The sequence below is a fragment of the Methylobacterium sp. CM6247 genome, assembly GCF_054817925.1.
In genome coordinates this window covers 2,962,566-2,979,961 of record NZ_JBTXKX010000003.1, presented here as the reverse complement: position 1 = coordinate 2,979,961, position 17,396 = coordinate 2,962,566, and the positions used below count along the sequence as shown (strand labels likewise).

Annotated in this window: 16 protein-coding genes and 1 tRNA gene; 5 read left to right on the top strand and 12 right to left on the bottom strand. The window is 64.8% G+C overall.

What is annotated here, in order from left to right:
• Positions 1-26: 26 nt before the first annotated feature.
• Positions 27-1,325: an O-acetylhomoserine aminocarboxypropyltransferase/cysteine synthase family protein gene (locus ACYQOP_RS15020; RefSeq protein ID WP_419952179.1), complete on the top strand. Its 1,299-nt coding sequence runs from the start codon at positions 27-29 to the stop codon at positions 1,323-1,325.
• On the opposite strand, the gene ACYQOP_RS15015 is transcribed toward ACYQOP_RS15020, so the two are convergent.
• The 3 genes from ACYQOP_RS15015 to ACYQOP_RS15005 all read right to left on the bottom strand — a co-directional run bounded on the left by ACYQOP_RS15015 (position 1,326) and on the right by ACYQOP_RS15005 (position 5,114).
• Positions 1,326-3,671: a putative bifunctional diguanylate cyclase/phosphodiesterase gene (locus ACYQOP_RS15015; protein ID WP_461222890.1), complete on the bottom strand. Its 2,346-nt coding sequence runs from the start codon at positions 3,669-3,671 to the stop codon at positions 1,326-1,328.
• Between the two features lie 65 nt (positions 3,672-3,736).
• A complete protein-coding gene (locus ACYQOP_RS15010; RefSeq protein WP_461222889.1) occupies positions 3,737-4,459 on the bottom strand; it encodes an RNA methyltransferase in 723 nt (240 codons plus the stop codon).
• 106 nt (positions 4,460-4,565) lie between these two features.
• Positions 4,566-5,114, bottom strand: coding sequence for a formaldehyde-activating enzyme (locus ACYQOP_RS15005; RefSeq protein WP_018042789.1), 549 nt, complete (start codon positions 5,112-5,114; stop codon positions 4,566-4,568).
• Between the two features lie 209 nt (positions 5,115-5,323).
• Between ACYQOP_RS15005 and ACYQOP_RS15000 the strand changes: the two genes are divergently transcribed.
• A complete protein-coding gene (locus ACYQOP_RS15000) occupies positions 5,324-6,535 on the top strand; it encodes an NADP-dependent isocitrate dehydrogenase (RefSeq protein ID WP_056432812.1) in 1,212 nt (403 codons plus the stop codon).
• 229 nt (positions 6,536-6,764) lie between these two features.
• On the opposite strand, the gene ACYQOP_RS14995 is transcribed toward ACYQOP_RS15000, so the two are convergent.
• The 3 genes from ACYQOP_RS14995 to glgX all read right to left on the bottom strand — a co-directional run bounded on the left by ACYQOP_RS14995 (position 6,765) and on the right by glgX (position 11,278).
• On the bottom strand, positions 6,765-7,088 hold the full coding sequence (locus ACYQOP_RS14995; RefSeq protein ID WP_461222888.1) for a plasmid stabilization protein: 324 nt from the start codon (positions 7,086-7,088) through the stop codon (positions 6,765-6,767).
• 35 nt (positions 7,089-7,123) lie between these two features.
• Positions 7,124-8,761, bottom strand: coding sequence for a histidine kinase famiy protein (locus tag ACYQOP_RS14990; protein ID WP_461222887.1), 1,638 nt, complete (start codon positions 8,759-8,761; stop codon positions 7,124-7,126).
• Positions 8,762-9,001: 240 nt separating this feature from the next.
• Positions 9,002-11,278: a glycogen debranching protein GlgX gene (gene glgX, locus ACYQOP_RS14985; RefSeq protein WP_461222886.1), complete on the bottom strand. Its 2,277-nt coding sequence runs from the start codon at positions 11,276-11,278 to the stop codon at positions 9,002-9,004.
• 215 nt (positions 11,279-11,493) lie between these two features.
• On the opposite strand from glgX, the gene ACYQOP_RS14980 reads away from it, so the two are divergent.
• A complete protein-coding gene (locus ACYQOP_RS14980; RefSeq protein WP_461222885.1) occupies positions 11,494-12,249 on the top strand; it encodes an SHOCT domain-containing protein in 756 nt (251 codons plus the stop codon).
• Positions 12,250-12,567: 318 nt separating this feature from the next.
• On the opposite strand, the gene ACYQOP_RS14975 is transcribed toward ACYQOP_RS14980, so the two are convergent.
• The 3 genes from ACYQOP_RS14975 to ACYQOP_RS14965 all read right to left on the bottom strand — a co-directional run bounded on the left by ACYQOP_RS14975 (position 12,568) and on the right by ACYQOP_RS14965 (position 13,457).
• On the bottom strand, positions 12,568-12,879 hold the full coding sequence (locus ACYQOP_RS14975; RefSeq protein WP_056433142.1) for an ETC complex I subunit: 312 nt from the start codon (positions 12,877-12,879) through the stop codon (positions 12,568-12,570).
• 49 nt (positions 12,880-12,928) lie between these two features.
• Positions 12,929-13,005, bottom strand: a tRNA-Pro gene (locus ACYQOP_RS14970).
• Between the two features lie 182 nt (positions 13,006-13,187).
• Positions 13,188-13,457 (bottom strand): hypothetical protein, encoded by a 270-nt coding sequence (locus tag ACYQOP_RS14965; RefSeq protein ID WP_461222884.1) that lies wholly within the window; start codon positions 13,455-13,457, stop codon positions 13,188-13,190.
• 541 nt (positions 13,458-13,998) lie between these two features.
• On the opposite strand from ACYQOP_RS14965, the gene ACYQOP_RS14960 reads away from it, so the two are divergent.
• The gene (locus ACYQOP_RS14960) at positions 13,999-15,372 is read left to right on the top strand and encodes a glycosyltransferase family 61 protein (RefSeq protein WP_461222883.1); all 1,374 of its coding nucleotides are present in this window, start codon (positions 13,999-14,001) and stop codon (positions 15,370-15,372) included.
• Between the two features lie 328 nt (positions 15,373-15,700).
• Here the strand turns inward: ACYQOP_RS14960 and ACYQOP_RS14955 are convergent, their stop codons facing one another.
• The 3 genes from ACYQOP_RS14955 to ACYQOP_RS14945 all read right to left on the bottom strand — a co-directional run bounded on the left by ACYQOP_RS14955 (position 15,701) and on the right by ACYQOP_RS14945 (position 16,514).
• Complete coding sequence (locus tag ACYQOP_RS14955; protein ID WP_056433139.1) at positions 15,701-15,952, bottom strand: hypothetical protein; 252 nt, start codon at positions 15,950-15,952, stop codon at positions 15,701-15,703.
• 72 nt (positions 15,953-16,024) lie between these two features.
• A complete protein-coding gene (locus ACYQOP_RS14950) occupies positions 16,025-16,219 on the bottom strand; it encodes a hypothetical protein (RefSeq protein ID WP_056432797.1) in 195 nt (64 codons plus the stop codon).
• 31 nt (positions 16,220-16,250) lie between these two features.
• A complete protein-coding gene (locus ACYQOP_RS14945) occupies positions 16,251-16,514 on the bottom strand; it encodes a hypothetical protein (protein ID WP_207413526.1) in 264 nt (87 codons plus the stop codon).
• Positions 16,515-16,694: 180 nt separating this feature from the next.
• Between ACYQOP_RS14945 and ACYQOP_RS14940 the strand changes: the two genes are divergently transcribed.
• Positions 16,695-17,396 (top strand): glutathione binding-like protein, encoded by a 702-nt coding sequence (locus ACYQOP_RS14940; protein ID WP_207413528.1) that lies wholly within the window; start codon positions 16,695-16,697, stop codon positions 17,394-17,396.

Genomic DNA, 17,396 nt, shown 5'->3' with positions numbered 1-17,396 from the left:
CTCTTTCGAAGATCGCGACGCCCATCATGGCCACCGAGACCCGCCCGCTCCGCTTTGCCACCCAGGCCGTCCATGCCGGCGCGGCACCCGACCCCGCTACGGGCGCGCGCGTCCAGCCGATCTACTTCACCAACGGATTCGTGTTCGAATCCACCGAGCAGGCCGCCGACATCTTCGCCATGCGGCGCACCGGCTTCTCCTATTCGCGCGGCTCGAACCCCACCGTGGCCGCCCTGGAGCGCCGGGTCGCCGCCCTGGAAGGCGCCAAGGCCGCCGTGGCCGTCTCGTCGGGCCAGTCCGCCCTGCTTCTCGTGCTGATGACGTTGATGAAGAGCGGCGACGCCTATGTGGCCTCGCCGCGCCTGTTCGGCGGCTCGCTCGGGCTGATGAACCGGCTCGACGCCCGCTACGACCTCAAGCCGCTCTTCGCCAAGGGCCTGACGCCCGCCGATTTCGAGGCCGCGATCACGCCGGAGACGAAGGCCATCGTCTGCGAGTCGATCGTCAATCCCTGCGCCACGGTGATGGACATCGCCGGCATCGCCGAAGTGGCCAAGCGGCACAACCTGCCGCTGGTGGTGGACAACACCCTCGCCTCCCCGGCCCTGATCCGGCCTATCGAGCACGGGGCCGACATCGTGTTCCACTCGACCTCGAAGTTCCTCGGCGGGTCCGGCCAGACCATCGGCGGCATCATCTGCGACGCGGGCACGTTCGACTGGCCGGCGGCGGAGGGGCGCTACAACCTCATCACCGAGCCCTGGGCCGATTACGATGGCCTCGTCGTCTCGGACCGCTTCCCCGATTTCAGCTTCGCGGTCGCCTGTCGACTCTTCGGCCTGCGCGATCTCGGCCCCGGCCTGTCGCCGATGAACGCCTTCCTGACGCTCACCGGCATCGAGACCCTGCCGCTGCGGATGAAGCGGCATTGCGAGAATGCGAAGGCCGTCGCCGCCTTCCTCAAGGACCACCCGGCGGTGGCATGGGTGAGCTATCCGGCGCTGCCCGGCCAGACGGGCGAGGAGTTGGCCGCCCGCTACGTGCCGGAAGGGCCGGGCTCGATCTTCACCTTCGCGCTGAAGGGCGGGCAGCCGGCGGCGGTGAAGTTCATCATGAGCCTGGAGCTCGTCTCGCATCTCGTGAATATCGGCGAGATCAAATCCCTGGCGATCCACCCGGCCACCACGACGCACCGCCAGCTGAGCGATGCCGACAAGGCGGCGGCCCTGGTCGGCCCCGAGACCGTCCGTCTCTCCATCGGTCTCGAAAATGCCGAGGATCTGATCGCCGATATCGCCCAGGCGCTGGATCAGGTCGATTCCTGATCAGGCGAATTTGAGCTCGGTGGTGGCTCCGCTCTTCGGCTGCGCGACAGCGCCGCCGTGGTGCTTAAGGAACCACGGCACCCGGCTCTGCGGCATGGGCTTGCTGTAGAGATAGCCCTGCGCATAGGCGCAGCCCTGTTCGCGCAGGAAGGTCGCCTGCGCCTCGGTCTCCACGCCCTCGGCGGTGACGTTGAGGCCGAGGCTCTGGCCCAGTTGAACCACCGCCGTGACGATGGCGGCGTCGTTCGGGTCCCGCTCCAGATCGCGCACGAAGCTGCGGTCGATCTTGATCTCGTCCACCGGATATTGCTTGAGGTGGGTCAGCGACGCGTAGCCGGTCCCGAAATCGTCGAGCGCAACGCGTACACCGGCGCTGTGCAGGCTCGCCAGCACCGCCGAGACTCGGTCGCCATGGCCGCCGAGCAGGACCGTTTCGGTCACCTCCACGCCGATCCGGTCATGGGAGAGGCCCACGGCGGCCAGATCGGAGATCAGGTTCTCGGCGAGGTTCTCCTGGGCGAACTGGGCCGAGGAGAGGTTCAGGAACACCCGGCCGGGATCGTACCCCTGCGCGATCCAGCTTGCCAGATCGGCGAAGATCTGGCGCGCGAGGACGGTCCCGACCGCGACCCCGATCTCCGCATCGTCGAACACGGTCGAGAAGCTGGCGGGCGCCAGGAGTCCGCGGCTCGGATGCTGCCACCGCGCCAGGGCTTCGAACCCGATGATCTCCCCCGTGGCGAGGCCGATCTTCGGTTGATAATACGGAATCAGCCCGCCGACTTCGAGGGCCGACCGCATCTCGCGGGCGACGGAGACGCGGTGCTCGATATCCGCCCGAAGCGCCGGGACGAACAGCGTCGCCCGGTTCCGCCCGGCCGCCTTGGCCGCGTAGAGGGCGAGGTCGGCATTGGTGAAGAGGTCGGTCGGATTGGCGGCGTGTTCCGGGAACAGGGCGAGGCCGAGACTGGCACGCGGCGAGACCACACGCCCCGAGACGGCCATCGACGGTTTCAGGACTTCGAGGATCGCCCGGGACAGGGCGTGGATGCGCCGGCTCGGCTGATGGCGATCCTTCTCGCACAGGGCGATGATGACGAATTCGTCGCCGCCGAGCCGGGCGACGAGATCGTGCTCGCCGATGATGTTGCCGAGACGCCGGGCGACCTCCTTGAGCAGGGCATCGCCCGCGTCGTGGCCGAGGGTGTCGTTCACCTCCTTGAACGCATCGAGATCGATCAGGATGAGGCCGACGCGCTGGCCGGATGCCTCCGCCTTGCTCAGCGCGGCGTCGAGGGTCGTCTGGAAGAGGGCGCGGTTCGGCAGACCGGTGAGGACGTCGCGCTGGGCGGCGAGGCGGATCCGCTCCTCCACCGCCTTGCGGCTCGTCATGTCGACGAGGCTGGAGATTACACGGGTCGCGCCGTCCATCTCCACGATGACCGCCGACAATAGGGCGTCCCGGCGTACACGGCCCGAGACGCCCGTGGCGATCTCGATCTCGCTGGCGGTTCCGCTCCGGTCGAGTTCCGCCTGGATCACGCGCCGGGTCGGCCCGTCGACCAGATCGCGTATTGTGTATCGGGTCAGCTTTTCGCCGTCGTCGAGTCCGTAGAAACAGCTCGCGGCGTCGTTGGCATCGACGATCTGGCCGTCATCGGCGCGCGACACCACGATTGGAATCGGCGCTGCCTTGAACATCGTCTCGAACAGGCGCCGGCTTTCCGCCAGTTCCGCATTGGCGCGCCGCTCCGCCTGGGTCGCGGTCCATTCCAGACGCCTCAGGCGGTTCGACCGCACCACGAACAGCAGCGTGGCGACGTTGGACAACAGGACCGCGAGACAGATGCCGAGGGCCGTGGACGGCATCGGCGGCGGCAGGAGATAGCCCGCCACCAGCGCGGTGGAGGCGATCGCGCTCGTCGTCAGGCTCCAGAGAAAGCGCGTCGGCATGACGATCATGTAGATCGCCGGAAGCAGGAGCATCACGAAGAGCGCGATGTCGGATCGCGACGAGCACAGGACCGCGACGCATCCGGCGACGAGGATCTCCCATGTCACCATCACCAACTGCAGCCTGCCGAAACCGGTGACTTTCCAGGTCGCCAGCAGGCTGGCGAGGGACAGCAGGATGATACCGGCACGGGCGGGTACGGCGACCCAGAAATGGATCTGACCGGCGAAGCGCCAGTCGCTGAGCAGGAAGAGCGTGTTGAGGAGAATGGCGCAGAGAAAGATCAGGCGCGCATGGCGCAGGGTCTCGGGAAAGCGCTCGTCCTGAAACGCCCTTTCCCGATCGACCGAGACGAATTCGCCGCCGATGGCGTTGAGTCTATGCTTCCACATGGCGCCCGACACTCGCATGCAAAAGTCGCGCAGGCGTTAAGAACCAACTAGATTGATAACATTTATCAGCCTGGAGGCTTAGTTCGGGTCAGGGCGCGCAATGCCCCGCGAAACGTCCTGACATCCTGTTCGGTCATTGCCATGCGATGCAGCATGTCGCGCATGTTGCGGGCGATGACATCCCGCTTTTCGGGCGGGTAGAATCCGCCCGCGTCGAGGCTGCCTTCCAAGCTGGCGACGAGGGATGCCATCGCCTCGCGCGTAGCGGGCGGGGATTGCATCTCGCCGGTGAAGGGGAGCCGGGCCTGGCCCGAGGCCTTGCGCCATTCGTAGCCGACGAGGAGCACCGCCTGGGCGAGGTTGAGGGACGGAAAGTCCGGGGAGACCGGAAAGGTGACGATGGCGTCGGCCAGCGACACCTCGTCGTTGGTCAGCCCGATCCGCTCGCGGCCGAACATCACGCCGACGCGCTGTCCCGTCCGCGAGGCCATGTCGGTCATCGCCTCGTCGGGACCGTAGGCGCGCTTCATCTGCCCGCGCTCGCGGGCCGTGGTGGCCAGGAGATAGTTCAGATCGGCGATGGCCTCCGGCACCGTGGCGAAGACGGTGGCGCCGTCGAGGACATGCGTCGCCCCTGAAGCGGCCTCCCGCACGCCCTTCTTGGGCCAGCCGTTCTTCGGCGCCACGAGGCGGAGTTCGGCGAGGCCGAAATTGGCCATGGCGCGGGCGACCATGCCGATATTCTCGGCCAGCTGCGGTTCGACCAGGATGATGACGGGGGCGATCATCGTCGCCCTCTGCCACGGGTCGGCCCGGACGGAAAGTCCGTTTGGGGAGGATGGGGAGCCGCGGGCACCGTCGGCGCCGCGGCTCCCCCGTTCGCAGTGGAAACGCTCAGATCTTACCGTCGAGACCCATCTGGTAGTATTTGTGGATGATCTTGTCCTGGTTCTCGAGGAGCCAGTCGATCGAGGGCTCGTTGGTCATGGCCTTGCGGATCGCTTCCGTCATGCCCTTGCGCTGGATCTCGAACAAAGCCTTGTGATCGACCGTCTCGGCCTCGATCACGCCGGGGCTGAGCCAGACCGAGCAGATGATGCCGAGATCGTTGGCCTTCTCCTTGGGGATATAGCCGAGGCGCACCGCGTCGAGGACGCCGTTGGCGATGGCGAACTGCACCGTACCCATCAGGATGGAGGTGTATTTGCTCTCGGTGACGCTGACCTTGGAGACGCAGAGAGTCACCGGCCGCACCATGATGTCGGTGTTCAGGAGCGCGAAGACGCGGCTGTGGCCCACCACCTGATCGCCCGTGAGGGTCGCGAGCGCCGTGCCGACCGGCCCGTCGAGTTCGCCGATGATGACCTCCGGCTCGGAGGCGGTGTTGGGCGGCCCGCCGGCGACCAGGGCCTCGCCGGCCCGCAGGATGATGCGTTCGCTCATGGAGATATCCTTCACAGAAATCGGAATGGGCCGCAGATTCCCGGCCCGAGGGCGGATGTCCAGAGCCGGCCGGGAATTATCTCGGTCCCCGACGCAGTTCCCGATCTGTAAGGGGCACGGCTTTCGCGTCCTGTTGCAGCGCGCTATGACCGCGGGCGAGCGGGAGCGCGGCCGGTCCCGGCCGCGTGATGAGAAAGGTTCTGAGGATCATGTCGAAGATCAAGGTGGCGAACCCGGTCGTCGAACTCGACGGCGACGAGATGACCCGGATCATCTGGAGCGAGATCAAGAACAAGCTCATCCATCCCTATCTCGACCTCGACCTCGATTATTACGACCTCGGCGTGGAGCACCGCGACGAGACGAACGACAAGGTCACCGTCGATGCGGCGGAGGCGATCAAGCGCCACGGCGTCGGCGTGAAATGCGCCACCATCACCCCCGACGAGCAGCGGGTGGAGGAGTTCAAGCTGAAGGAGATGTGGCGTTCGCCCAACGGCACGATCCGCAACATCCTCGGCGGCGTGATCTTCCGCGAGCCGATCATCTGCAAGAACGTGCCGCGCCTCGTGCCGGGCTGGACCCAGCCCTTCGTCATCGGCCGCCACGCCTACGGCGACCAGTATCGCGCCACGGACTTCAAGGTGCCCGGCAAGGGCCGCCTGACCATCAAGTTCGAGGGCGACGACGGCACAATCATCGAAAAGGAAGTCTTCAAGTTCCCGGCCGCCGGCGTCGCGATGTCGATGTACAATCTCGACGAGTCGATCCGCGATTTCGCCCGCGCCTCGCTGAATTACGGACTCGCCCGCAAGTACCCGGTCTACCTCTCGACCAAGAACACCATCCTCAAGGCTTATGACGGCCGCTTCAAGGACCTGTTCCAGGAAGTGTTCGACGCCGAGTTCAAGGCGAAGTTCCAGGCGCTCGGCATCACCTACGAGCACCGCCTCATCGACGACATGGTGGCCTCCTGCCTCAAATGGTCCGGCGGCTACGTCTGGGCCTGCAAGAACTACGATGGCGACGTGCAGTCGGACACCGCCGCCCAGGGCTTCGGCTCGCTCGGCCTGATGACCTCGGTGCTGATGACGCCTGACGGCCAGACCGTCGAGGCGGAAGCCGCGCACGGCACGGTGACGCGCCATTACCGCGAGCATCAGAAGGGCAAGGAGACCTCCACCAATTCCATCGCGTCGATCTTCGCCTGGAGCCGTGGCCTCGCCCACCGCGCCAAGCTCGACGACAACGGCGACCTCGCCAAGTTCGCCAACACGCTGGAGAAGGTCTGCGTCGACACGGTGGAAGCCGGCTTCATGACCAAGGATCTCGCCCTCCTCGTCGGCCCAGAGCAGAAGTGGCTCTCCACCACCGGCTTCCTCGACAAGGTCGACGCGAACCTGAAGACCGCCATGGCCTGAGGGCGAAGTGCGGGTTCCCCTCTCCCCGCCAGGCGGGGAGAGGACGTCGTCCTCCCCTTGTCGGGAGGCGACGTGAGCCCGGCAGGGCGAGGGTGAGGGGGTAGCTCCGCATGTGGCTCCTTCGGCCGCGCCCCCTCACCGTCGGCTGCCGCCTCGCCGCGCCGACGACGGGGTCGCCGCTTCCCTCTCCCCGCGTGCGGGGAGAGGGGAACGCGCGGCCATCGTTCGCTTAGGATGAGGGCCTTGCCGCCTCGGCGTTGCGCTTGCGGGTCGCGGCGGCTTTCTTTGCCGAGGCGGAGCGTTGCTCGGCGGTGCGGGAGGCCGAGGCCTTTCCGCCGGCGGCTCCGCCCTTGTGGGCCGCCGGGTGGGAGTTCGACTTGCCCCTCCCCGATCCGCCCGGATGCTTGCCGCCGCCATCGTCCTTGTTGACGGTCGCCCAGGCACGGGCCTCGGCCTCTTTCTCCGGTACGCCGCGCTCTTCGTAGGATTCCGCGATGTGTTCGGCCTTGCGGATCTGCTTGTCGGTGTATTTCGACTTGTCACCCTGTGGCATGGCGAGTTTCCCGTATCGGGCCCCTCGCCGCTGCCTCAGCTGTCGTCGGTCGGACCGTCCAGGATGGCGCGAACGCGGCGGATGAGATCGGTACGGCGATAGGGCTTGTTCAGAAGGTCGAACTCCGAACCCCCGGCATCGGTTCGCTCGAGACTCGCCTCGGCGTAACCGGTGGTCAGCAGGACCTTCAATCGGGGTTGCCGCCGCCTGGCCTCGCGGGCGAGCATGATGCCGTTCATCCCGCCCGGCATGATGAGGTCGGTGAACAGCAGGTCCACCGAACCGCTCGAATCCAGGATCTCCAGCGCCTCACGGCCGTTCTGGGCCATCAACAGCGTGTAGCCGCTATCGCGCAGGATGGTCCGCGCCAGTTCGGCCACGTCCTCGCGGTCATCGACGATGAGGATGGTCTCGGTCCCCTGGCGATCGACCGTCCCCGACACGGCGCGGTTGGGCTCCCGGTCGTCCTCGGCGGCGGCGGGAAAGGACAGGCGGACGCGCGTTCCCTTGCCGACGACGGACTCGATCTGCGCCGCGCCCCCGGATTGCCTGGCAAAGCCATAGACCATCGACAGGCCGAGCCCCGTGCCCTTGCCCTCGTCCTTCGTCGTGAAGAACGGCTCCATCACCCGTGCCAGGATCGGCGGCGGGATGCCCGCCCCGGTATCGGCGATGGTCACGGTGACGTAGCGGCCCTCGCCCAGGGAATCCGATCCGCCGAAATCCTGTGAGCCCAGATCCTGCGCGCCGATATCCCGGTTCTCGGTGGAGATGACGACGGTGCCGCCCTCCGGCATGGCATCGCGAGCGTTGATGAGGATGTTGAGCAGGGCGACCTCGGCCTGAGCCGGGTCGACACGGCAGTTCCAGAGGTCTTCGCTCAAGTCGAGCCGCAGCGTGATCGCGTCACCGAGGCTGCGCGCGGCCATATCCTCCATGCCCTTCACGAGGGCGTTGAGATGGACCGCGCGGCCATCGAGACGCTGCTTACGCGCGAAGGCGAGAAGCTGCTGGGTCAGGGTGGTCGCCCGTTCGGCGGCGGTACGGATATTGTCGGTGGCGCGCCGAAGGCGGTTACGGTCCGCATCCGGACGGTCGAGACCGTGGCTCAGGATATCGATGTAGCCGACGATGACCTGGAGAAGGTTGTTGAAGTCGTGGGCGATGCCGCCGGTCAGCTGGCCGAGCGCCTCCATCTTCTGGGCCTGCCCCAACGCCTCCTCGACGGTGCGGCGGCGGGAGACATCGAGCTGCGAGGCGAAGAAATACACGAGGTCGCCGGCCGCATTGTAGATCGGCGCGACGAACAGCGCGTTCCAGAAGGTCGATCCGTCCTTGCGGTAGTTGATGATCTCGGTGGTGAATTCCCGCCTAGCCTGGATCGCCTCGCGGAGGGCGTTCACGCTTTCCCGGTCGGTGTCCGGTCCCTGCAGGAAGCGGCAATTGCGACCGATGATCTCCTCGGTTGCATAGCCTGTGAGTCCCAGGAAGGCCTTGTTGACGAAGACGATCGGGTTGTCGTCCTGCCGGGGGTCGGTGACCACCATCGGCATCCGGGTCGCCTCGACAGCGGTGAAGAAGATGTCGCTGGTGTGATCGGCGATCTCCGACACCGCCCCGGTTCTCACGCGCGGCGGTTCACCTGCAGGCGGTTTCTCGGGGCTCTCGGTCATCATCGGTCGGTTGTTTTGCCAGGCAATGAATGTGGGTCAGGAATGCCCAACGGCTGGCGCTTCATCCGTTTCCCTCGACAAATCCCGCGATGACGACGCAGGTGCCGACGGCGCCCGCGTCGTCATCGATCGAAATGGCCCCGAGTCGCGCCCGACCGCTTGGGTCGGGACGCATCTCCAGGCCTTTGTTCCGCCGCGCCCGTCGTGGCCGAAGCGGCATCCACTTCGTCGGTGCGCGCTTCAGGTCGCCGAGGGGGCGAAGCGCACGCTCTCGATATTGGCGCGGTCGAAAGCCTGCATCACGTGCTGGTAGGAACGCTCCATCGCGGTGGCCTCGTCGCCTTCGGTCTCCTCGGGCTTCAGCACGAACATCAGCATCGAGCGTCCGGTGACCTCGTAGCGGTCGCCGATCTCCCAGGTGCCGACCTCCTGGCTGTCGGGCAGGTTGGTGTCGAGGAGCCGGGTCCAGCCGACGCCGCCGACCGAGCTCGGCAGCGTGAACGAAACGAGGTCGCTATAGGCGTTGTAGAGGATCAGCAGTGTCGCATCGCCGCCCCTGCGGTGGATGCCCGAGGCCTGCGCGCGTCCGTCGAGCAGGACCGCGATGGAATGCGCGCCGCCATCCGTCCAGTTCTCCGTGGACATTTCCTCGCCGTCGGGGCGCAGCCACGTCACGTCCTTGACGCCGAGATCCTCGTCATAGGCGCCGGAGAGGAAGCGCCCGCGGGTGAGGATCGGCAAGGCTTCGCGCAGGATGGTGAGGCGCTGCGTGAACTCGGCGAGGTCGCGGCCCGCCTCGTCGATCCCCTCCCAATCGAGCCAGGAGATCTCGTTGTCCTGGCAATAGGCGTTGTTGTTGCCGCCCTGGCTGCGGGCGAATTCGTCGCCGGCAAGCAGCATCGGCGTTCCCCGCGAGAGGAACAGCGTCGCCATCATGTTGCGCATCTGGCGGGTGCGCACCGCCTTGATCGCCTCGTCGTCGGTGGGGCCTTCGACGCCGTAATTGTTGGAGAGGTTGTGGGAATGCCCGTCCCGCCCGTCCTCGCCATTGGCGAGGTTGTGCTTCTCGTTGTACGAAACCGTATCGTTCAGCGTGAACCCGTCATGGGCGGTGAGGAAGTTCACCGAGGCCCAGGGCTTACGCCCGCGCTTGTTGAACTTGTCGGCCGATCCGGTGATGCGCGAGGCGAGGCTCGGCAGCAGACCGGAATCTCCGCGCCAGTAGCCGCGGACATCGTCGCGGAACCGGTCGTTCCATTCCGCCCAGCCCGGCGGGAAGCCGCCGACCTGATAGCCGCCGGGGCCGCAATCCCACGGCTCGGCGATGAGCTTGACCGAGTTCAGCACCGGATCCTGCCGGCAGGTGTCGAGGAAGCCGCCGCCCTCGTCGAAGCCGTGCGGCTCACGCCCCAGGATGGTGGCGAGGTCGAAGCGGAAGCCGTCGACCCGCATTTCCGTCGCCCAGTAGCGCAGGGAATCGGTCACCAGCTGCAGGACGCGCGGGTGGGACAGGTTGAAGGTGTTACCGGTGCCGGTATCGTTGATGTAGTAGCGCTCCTCGCCCGGCATGAGCCGGTAATAGGAGGCGTTGTCGACGCCCTTGAATGACAGGGTCGGGCCCTTCTCGTTGCCCTCGGCGGTGTGGTTGTAGACCACGTCGAGGATCACTTCGAGGCCGGCGCCGTGCATGCGCGCCACCATTTCCTTGAACTCGGAGAAGGCGAAGTCCGGCACCGCCGCGTAGCGCCGGGCGGGCGTGAAGAACGAGATCGTGTTGTAACCCCAGTAATTCACCAGGTTCTTTTCCTGGAGATAATCGTCCTGCACGAAGGCATGGACGGGCAGGAGTTCGACCGAGGTGACGCCGAGGCTCTTGATGTAGTCGAGCACGGCCGGGTTGCCGAGGCCGGCATAGGTGCCGCGCAGCTTCTCCGGCACGGCCGGGTGCAGCTTGGTGAAGCCCTTCACATGGGTCTCGTAGAAGATCGTCTTCTCCCACGGCACGTGCGGCTTGCGGTCCCGTCCCCAGGTGAAGGCCGGGTCGATGACGCGGCTGCGGCGGGTGAAGGGCGCGGAATCGCGCTCGTCGAAGGTGAGGTCGTCGCCGGTCTCCATCTGGTAGCCGAACAGGGCCGGGTTCCAGGTGATGGAGCCGACGAGGCCCTTGGCGTAGGGGTCGATCAGCAGCTTGTTCGGGTTGAAACGGTGCCCGGCCTTGGGCTCGTACGGTCCATGGACCCGGTAGCCGTAGATCGTGCCGGGACGCGCGTCGGGCAGGTAGCCGTGCCAGATCTCGTCGGTGTATTCGGGCAACTCGATCCGCTCGAGTTCCTGCTCTCCGGCATCGTCGAACAGGCAGAGTTCGACCTTGGTGGCATGGGCCGAAAACAGGGCGAAGTTGACGCCGAGGCCGTCCCAGTTGGCCCCCAGCGGATAGGGCGATCCCTCTTTGATGCGCGACCGCACGGCCTTCGTCTGCGCGGCAGCCTGCGGCATCGGGGGGTTCTTAGCGACCATGATCACTCCAGGGTGGGCTCGCTGCGTGACGCGGAGCCCGACGGCATGAATTCCGCCGAGTGAACGCTGATGCTTGACCGTAAGGTCCGTGATCGTGGAAACTTTTTGCGTTGCGAGACGGACTCGCGCGCAGGCGCCGTACTATGATCCGGCCGCTTCGCCGCGCCCGGCATCTTCGCCGTTTTGGAGGCAGCTCATGTCTTTGGAGACAGCCCATGTCCGATAGACCCTCCGTCCTGCAAGCCGCTGCCGAACGGCACGGCGTGAGCATCGACGCCGTCCGCCACCTCATGCGCGCATTGGAGGTGGGCAACGGAACCATGGCACAGTTCAACCATCCCGAACTCGGCGGTTTCGGGCAATGGTCGTCCGGCGGCATGACCATGATCGGCAACATGTTCGATGCCAATCTCAAGTCACGGGTCGCGGCTCTCTGCGCGGATCTGGCCCAATCCCTGCCCCCCGGCGGATGGGACGACGGCGCGGCATCCGGGAATTGGTGGCCGGCGGAGCTCGGCCGACCGGCCACGTCCGGCTCGCAGAACAGCATGCGCTACGCCTATTTCCCGGATAGCCGGCTGCTCGCCGTGGAGACCTCGGGAACGCTCGTCCTCTACGATACCGGGCATTACGACATTTCCGGCGTGTCGCAGCAGCAGGGGGATACCCAGAGCCTTCGCTTCAGCGGCCGCAACGGCTATGTCGATCTCGAATCGCTCCAACGGGTCAGCGTAGCCCCCGCGCCGGATCGCACCCTCGAGCCGAAGCCGTTCCATCCCGATCCGATCCCGTCGCCGATCCGCACCGAAGACCGCCCGCGTCCAGCCCCGGAGCCGGATTTCCCGCAAGCCGGAGCCCCCTCGGGCGACGTCATCTCGACCTTGGAGCGCCTGTCCGACCTGCACCGCAAGGGCGTGCTGACCGAGGCCGAGTTCTCGACCAAGAAGGCCGAACTCCTCGCGCGGTTGTAAGGGCCCCATCGATCAACGGGCGGTTTCTGGGGGCATCTGCGCGACGCATGTCCATCGCAGGCGGACGCCCCGTCACTCGTGATGGGAACGGCGCCATCTCACGCAATGGTCGTGGGGGCGCAGTCCAACCTCCGGACCCGCTCCCATTATGCCGGTATTTGTTGTAACGACGATTCGATGACCAATGATGATATGCGCGAATCACGCGCCGCACTGATCCTGCTCGCCGTCGCGGTCGCGTCGGTCCTGATTTTCGGGGTGGTCACGATCCTGATTCAGCTTTGAGCCGAATGCCCGGATTGCAACTCGGCCGTCGCCTCAGTGGGTCCAGGGCGCCGTGCGGTTGAACTTGAAATTATCCGAATAGGACAGACCCTTGCGGATCACGGGCTTCTGGGGCTGCTCGACGCGGTAGGTGATGCCGTTATGGGTCGCGTAGGCCACGGCCTCTTCCTGCGTCTCGAACGACAGCCTGACCTGCTGCAGCATGTCCGACGAACCGGTCCAGCCCATCAAGGGGTCGGTGTCGCGCGGAGAGCTCTGGTCGAATTCCAGCACCCACGCTTTGGTGCGGGCCATGCCGGATTGCGTGGGATCCTTGGCGGGCTGGTAGATCCGGGCACTCGGCATCGTGGGGTCGATAGCTCCTGCAGGATGGAACGGCCGATAAGCACGAGATTGGTCGGGGCGATAGGATTCGAACCTACGACCCTCTGGTCCCAAACCAGATGCGCTACCAGGCTGCGCTACACCCCGACTGCCCGTTACGGCTCCATCGCTCTAGCGGTTGCCCGGTTTCGGCGCAAGCAGCCTCTCACGTGCCGAGCCGCTGGCGATGAAATCCCGACCGATCCACGTCCTCGGCCTCCGACATCACTAAGGACGCCAATGGCGGGCGGTTCCGCTCGATCCCGTTTGGAGGACGTCGCGGCAGACCGCTATGTCTGCACCACGCTCATCTGTGACACGATCTGAACCTTGCGGAAGTCCTCCGGGAGGATCACCGCTTCATTGTATTTGTTGCCGCCGAGCTTGCAGAACAAAAATCCGCCTCTCATGCTAACCTCGAACTGTCGTCCCTTTTCCAAGATCAACCGGCCACTTTCTCCGTCTGATGCGACGATCTCTTCGAGGACGACAATTCTGTCTCCCGGTCGATACGATGCGTCGAACAGGGCTGGATCCACGTCGTCTTTCCAATGTGCCATGTCGTCTTGTCCCGTCTATGCAATTGGATATGGCTTTTGCTCGAGCGATGGAGTCGACTCGCACCGAGCCGACGCGGCGGGCCGCCGACCTGCAACCGTCATAGCGACAGAGTTCGAATCGGAAAAACCAAATTCCCTCGCCCGGCCTGCATCGCCTTGATGCGACCGCCCGAAATCGCGGGGCATTTGCCGCATCCTGTCTGCCGATGCCGCTTCACTCTGCCTGTCGGCGGCGATGGAAGGGACTCAGTATGGTCACGGACGCTTACCTGCGCCATCAGGGCTGGCATCAAACTCGGAATCTTCGCTACAGCCGGTGAGAAACCGACTGCCCGAGGCAGGACAACAATTCACCGCTCCACCGTGTTAAAGCCCTAGCAATAGTTTATATCCAAGGCCGTATGGTAACGGATTGCAGGCGTGTTCGTGGGAACCATCGCAATCGAGATCGGAAAGCAAGACTTGGGGTATTTTGGCAGCGGTGAGTAAATTTTCTTTGGTGACCCCTACGGATGCAAGTCGCGCGGTGCCCGATGGGAACTTGCAGCAAATTCTGGATAGGGGTGGCGACGATGCTTTCCTTCTCCAGAGCCATCATCTCCTCAATCACTACATCGCCGCGGCATACGAACTCTCGCGGGCGGATGCGCTTGAGAGGGCTGCCGACCTCGTCATGTCCCCGCGCTGGGACAGGATCCATCGTTATTCCTTCGCCCGGAGCTTTGTGGCATCGCAGCGGTGCGATCTGGCCTGGAAGAGCATTCAGGCCAACCCGGATCTTTCGTCAGACCCGGCTTTCGTCAAACAAGCACGGCGGGTCATCGCTTATTCTCGCGACAGTCTTTTGCGCAGTGAGATCAAGCGGGCGATCGCCGAAGCCTTGAAGGGTGGTGCGGACATCAAGCCCGTCCCTTCAAAGTTCGCTTTCCCCGGCTCTGGGTCTGCTCCGGCCATGCTTGGCAGCGCGGTGGCTGAACTTGGTTCACGTACGGCGCCGAGGCATCTCGCGGCTTTCGATCTCGCAATGGAGCGCGCTCGCCATACTTTGTCGCGAGCGAAAAGGCCCGAGCTGCGTGAGTACCGCGACGTTTTCGTTGATCGACACGGTCAGATTTGGCGCGAAGACGGTGCGATCCTGAAGACGACCGGTAAGCCGATCTCCCAGGTGAGCCGAGCGGACGTTCCGAACCATTCCGTCGCCATGTTCGCCATCAAGGAGACGCGGGGGATCTATCATTGGTTGGTCGACCGGCTGTCGTCCTTTGCCTGGATGCTGGAAGAGGATAACGGGCGCCTGCCCATTCTCCTGTCCGATAAAGGGTCGGCCTTCGAGACGGAAACGTTGAGCCTCGTTGGCTTCGGCGACGTCGTTTTCCCGGTTGGGCACGCAGCCTACATTGAGAGACTGATCGTGCCGCGCGTAGGCTTCGAGGGCATGGTGTATTGGGATCAGGTCACGCCGATTTTTGACCGTATCAGAGACTACGCGATATCGATGGCACAGCCTTTGGCGCTGAAGGCTGCCGACAAAATCTACATTTCCCGCAGTGATGCGAAAAGACGCCCCATGTCGAACGAGAAGGAGATCGAATGCAAGCTCGCCGAAAGCGGGTATCAAATCGTCTCGTTTGCCGGACTTCCGTTGTGGCAGCAGTTCTTCATAGCCTTCTCCGCCAAGGATATTGTCGCCCCGCATGGCGCGGGGCTATCCCATCTCATCCTGTCTCCGCCAGGGACGAAGGTCACGGAAATCCTTCCCGTCAGTGATGGGACCTATGCTCTGCGTTTTAACTACGCACGCCTGAGCTTGCTTCGCGGTCATCACTACCGCGCTTGGCTCGAGCCTCAGACGGGGGCTGAAAATAGCTGGTCCGTCGATACGGACACATTCCTGAAGTACCTTCATTGCGATTAGGCCGTGATGGGGGCTCTCGCGCCTTAGCCCAAGACCGCGATTTCGACGTGCAAGACGCGGTTTCCCCAACTCGGCATCGGAAACGTCCTCCGTCACGGAGCATGACGGAACAGGGTGGACAGCGAGACGTCCCTCGCTGCCTCTGGCTCTCGATGGAGCAACCGTTCGCAGAACGGCGATTCGGGGCGTTGCACGGACGCGGAGAGTGAATCGCCGTTTGGGGCTTCAGGGTTCGAGCCCGTATCCGCGACCCTGCGGTGCCGACGATCCCGGCACTTGGCGTTCCCGCCCCTCACCCGTCCTGCGGATGTCCTGGCGGCGCCGGCGTTCAGAGCGAGAAAGCGACGCCGAGCTTTCGGTCCCGTCTCCAGACCACAGTACAGGCGCGGGGCTTCGCGTAGGCCGTCATGACCAGGATGAACTCGTCCGGAACCGCCTCCGGAACTTCGACTTCGATCTGGGCGCCGGTTTCGGACTGGTCCCAGACCAGGCAGTCGATATCGGGCCGGTCGTTCCCGAATGAAAGCGCCCCGATGCGGAAGGCATCTTTGCGTGAGGCGCTGCGACGATTGGTGGTCACGTCATGGATCCCGATCAAACCTGATGTCGACTGTCATTGCAGCCGGTTAATTTTCAGGCCTTCGGTACGGCACTAGACGATCACATCGACGACGCGGTCCTGACCTGTCGGACGGGCGTTCAACGTCGGTTCGGTGCGCGCGCCGACATTGACGGAGACGAGGTTGGACTCGGTCTCCCGCTTGCGCAGGGCGTCGATACGGGCGTTCGCCACCACGTCGGTGGCTTTCAGAACTCCGAGCGAGTTCAGCGAAACCGTGATCGTCATGGTGAGACACCTCCGTCGATGGATGGGGACGCTACACGAGAATGTCGAGGACGCGCTTCTCGGTGTCGAGGGTCGATTTCAGCACGGCTGTGTTGAGTTCGAAGCTCGCCTTGCTCTCCATGAGCTGCACGGCCGAGCTCGACAGGTCCACCTGGGTCGGGCTGGGGAGGATCTGATCGGCCTGAGTCGGGCTGGGCATGGTCATGCCGACCGTAGCGATCTGTTCCGCCGCATTGCTGAAGCGCTGGGAGGCCGCCACCATCCCGCCGCTGCTGATCGCCGTCGCGCTGCTCATCCTGCCGGTCTCCCGCTCGGGTTACCCCGTGAAGGGGGATGCAAGCACGAGAACCTTAAAGCGATAGGGTGAAAAATCCGTCGCATTCGACCGAACGGTGCCGGCTTGACCTCGGTGCCAGCGGTCGCCACCTCGGCTTTCAGCGCCGCCCGGTGATCGCGGTTCGCTGGAGGGATTTCGATGATCGATCTGCATTACTGGCCGACGCCGAATGGCCATAAGGTGACGATGTTCCTGGAAGAGGTCGGACTTCCCTACACGATCAAGCCGGTGAACATCGGTAAGGGCGAGCAGTTCAATCCGGATTTCCTGGCCATCGCCCCTAACAACCGGATGCCGGCCATCGTCGATCACGACCCGCAGGGCGGCGGCGAGCCGGTCTCGCTCTTCGAATCGGGCGCGATCCTGCTCTACCTCGCCGAGAAGACGGGACGCTTCATCGCCTCCGACCCGCGCGGCCGCGCCGAGGTGCTGCAATGGCTGTTCTGGCAGATGGGCGGGCTCGGGCCGATGCTCGGCCAGAACCACCACTTCTCGCAATATGCGCCGGAGAAGATCCCCTACGCGATCGAGCGCTACGTCAAGGAGACGAACCGGCTCTACGGCGTCCTCGACCGTCGTCTGGCCGACCGGGAGTTCGTCGCCGGGCCCGATTACTCCATCGCCGACATGGCCTCCTATCCGTGGATCGTCCCCTGGGAGAAGCAGGGCCAGAACCTCGACGATTTCCCCAACCTCAAGCGCTGGTTCACGGCCATCGCCGAGCGCCCCGGCACCAAGGCGGCCTATGCCCGCGCACCCGAGGTCAACCCCGATCACGGCAAGACCATGAGCGAGGACGCCAAGAAGGTGATGTTCGGCCAGACCGCCAAGCGCGACTGA

Coding starts and splice junctions, on each gene's coding strand:
- ACYQOP_RS14945 (WP_207413526.1), bottom strand. CDS start 16,514: ATGAGCAGCGCGACGGCGATCAGCAGCGGCGGGATGGTGGCGGCCTCC.
- ACYQOP_RS15015 (WP_461222890.1), bottom strand. CDS start 3,671: ATGTGGAAGCATAGACTCAACGCCATCGGCGGCGAATTCGTCTCGGTC.
- ACYQOP_RS15000 (WP_056432812.1), top strand. CDS start 5,324: ATGTCGAAGATCAAGGTGGCGAACCCGGTCGTCGAACTCGACGGCGAC.
- ACYQOP_RS14980 (WP_461222885.1), top strand. CDS start 11,494: ATGTCCGATAGACCCTCCGTCCTGCAAGCCGCTGCCGAACGGCACGGC.
- ACYQOP_RS15010 (WP_461222889.1), bottom strand. CDS start 4,459: ATGATCGCCCCCGTCATCATCCTGGTCGAACCGCAGCTGGCCGAGAAT.
- ACYQOP_RS14990 (WP_461222887.1), bottom strand. CDS start 8,761: ATGACCGAGAGCCCCGAGAAACCGCCTGCAGGTGAACCGCCGCGCGTG.
- ACYQOP_RS15005 (WP_018042789.1), bottom strand. CDS start 5,114: ATGAGCGAACGCATCATCCTGCGGGCCGGCGAGGCCCTGGTCGCCGGC.
- glgX (WP_461222886.1), bottom strand. CDS start 11,278: ATGGTCGCTAAGAACCCCCCGATGCCGCAGGCTGCCGCGCAGACGAAG.
- ACYQOP_RS14940 (WP_207413528.1), top strand. CDS start 16,695: ATGATCGATCTGCATTACTGGCCGACGCCGAATGGCCATAAGGTGACG.
- ACYQOP_RS14950 (WP_056432797.1), bottom strand. CDS start 16,219: ATGACGATCACGGTTTCGCTGAACTCGCTCGGAGTTCTGAAAGCCACC.
- ACYQOP_RS15020 (WP_419952179.1), top strand. CDS start 27: ATGGCCACCGAGACCCGCCCGCTCCGCTTTGCCACCCAGGCCGTCCAT.
- ACYQOP_RS14995 (WP_461222888.1), bottom strand. CDS start 7,088: ATGCCACAGGGTGACAAGTCGAAATACACCGACAAGCAGATCCGCAAG.
- ACYQOP_RS14975 (WP_056433142.1), bottom strand. CDS start 12,879: ATGCCGAGTGCCCGGATCTACCAGCCCGCCAAGGATCCCACGCAATCC.
- ACYQOP_RS14965 (WP_461222884.1), bottom strand. CDS start 13,457: ATGGCACATTGGAAAGACGACGTGGATCCAGCCCTGTTCGACGCATCG.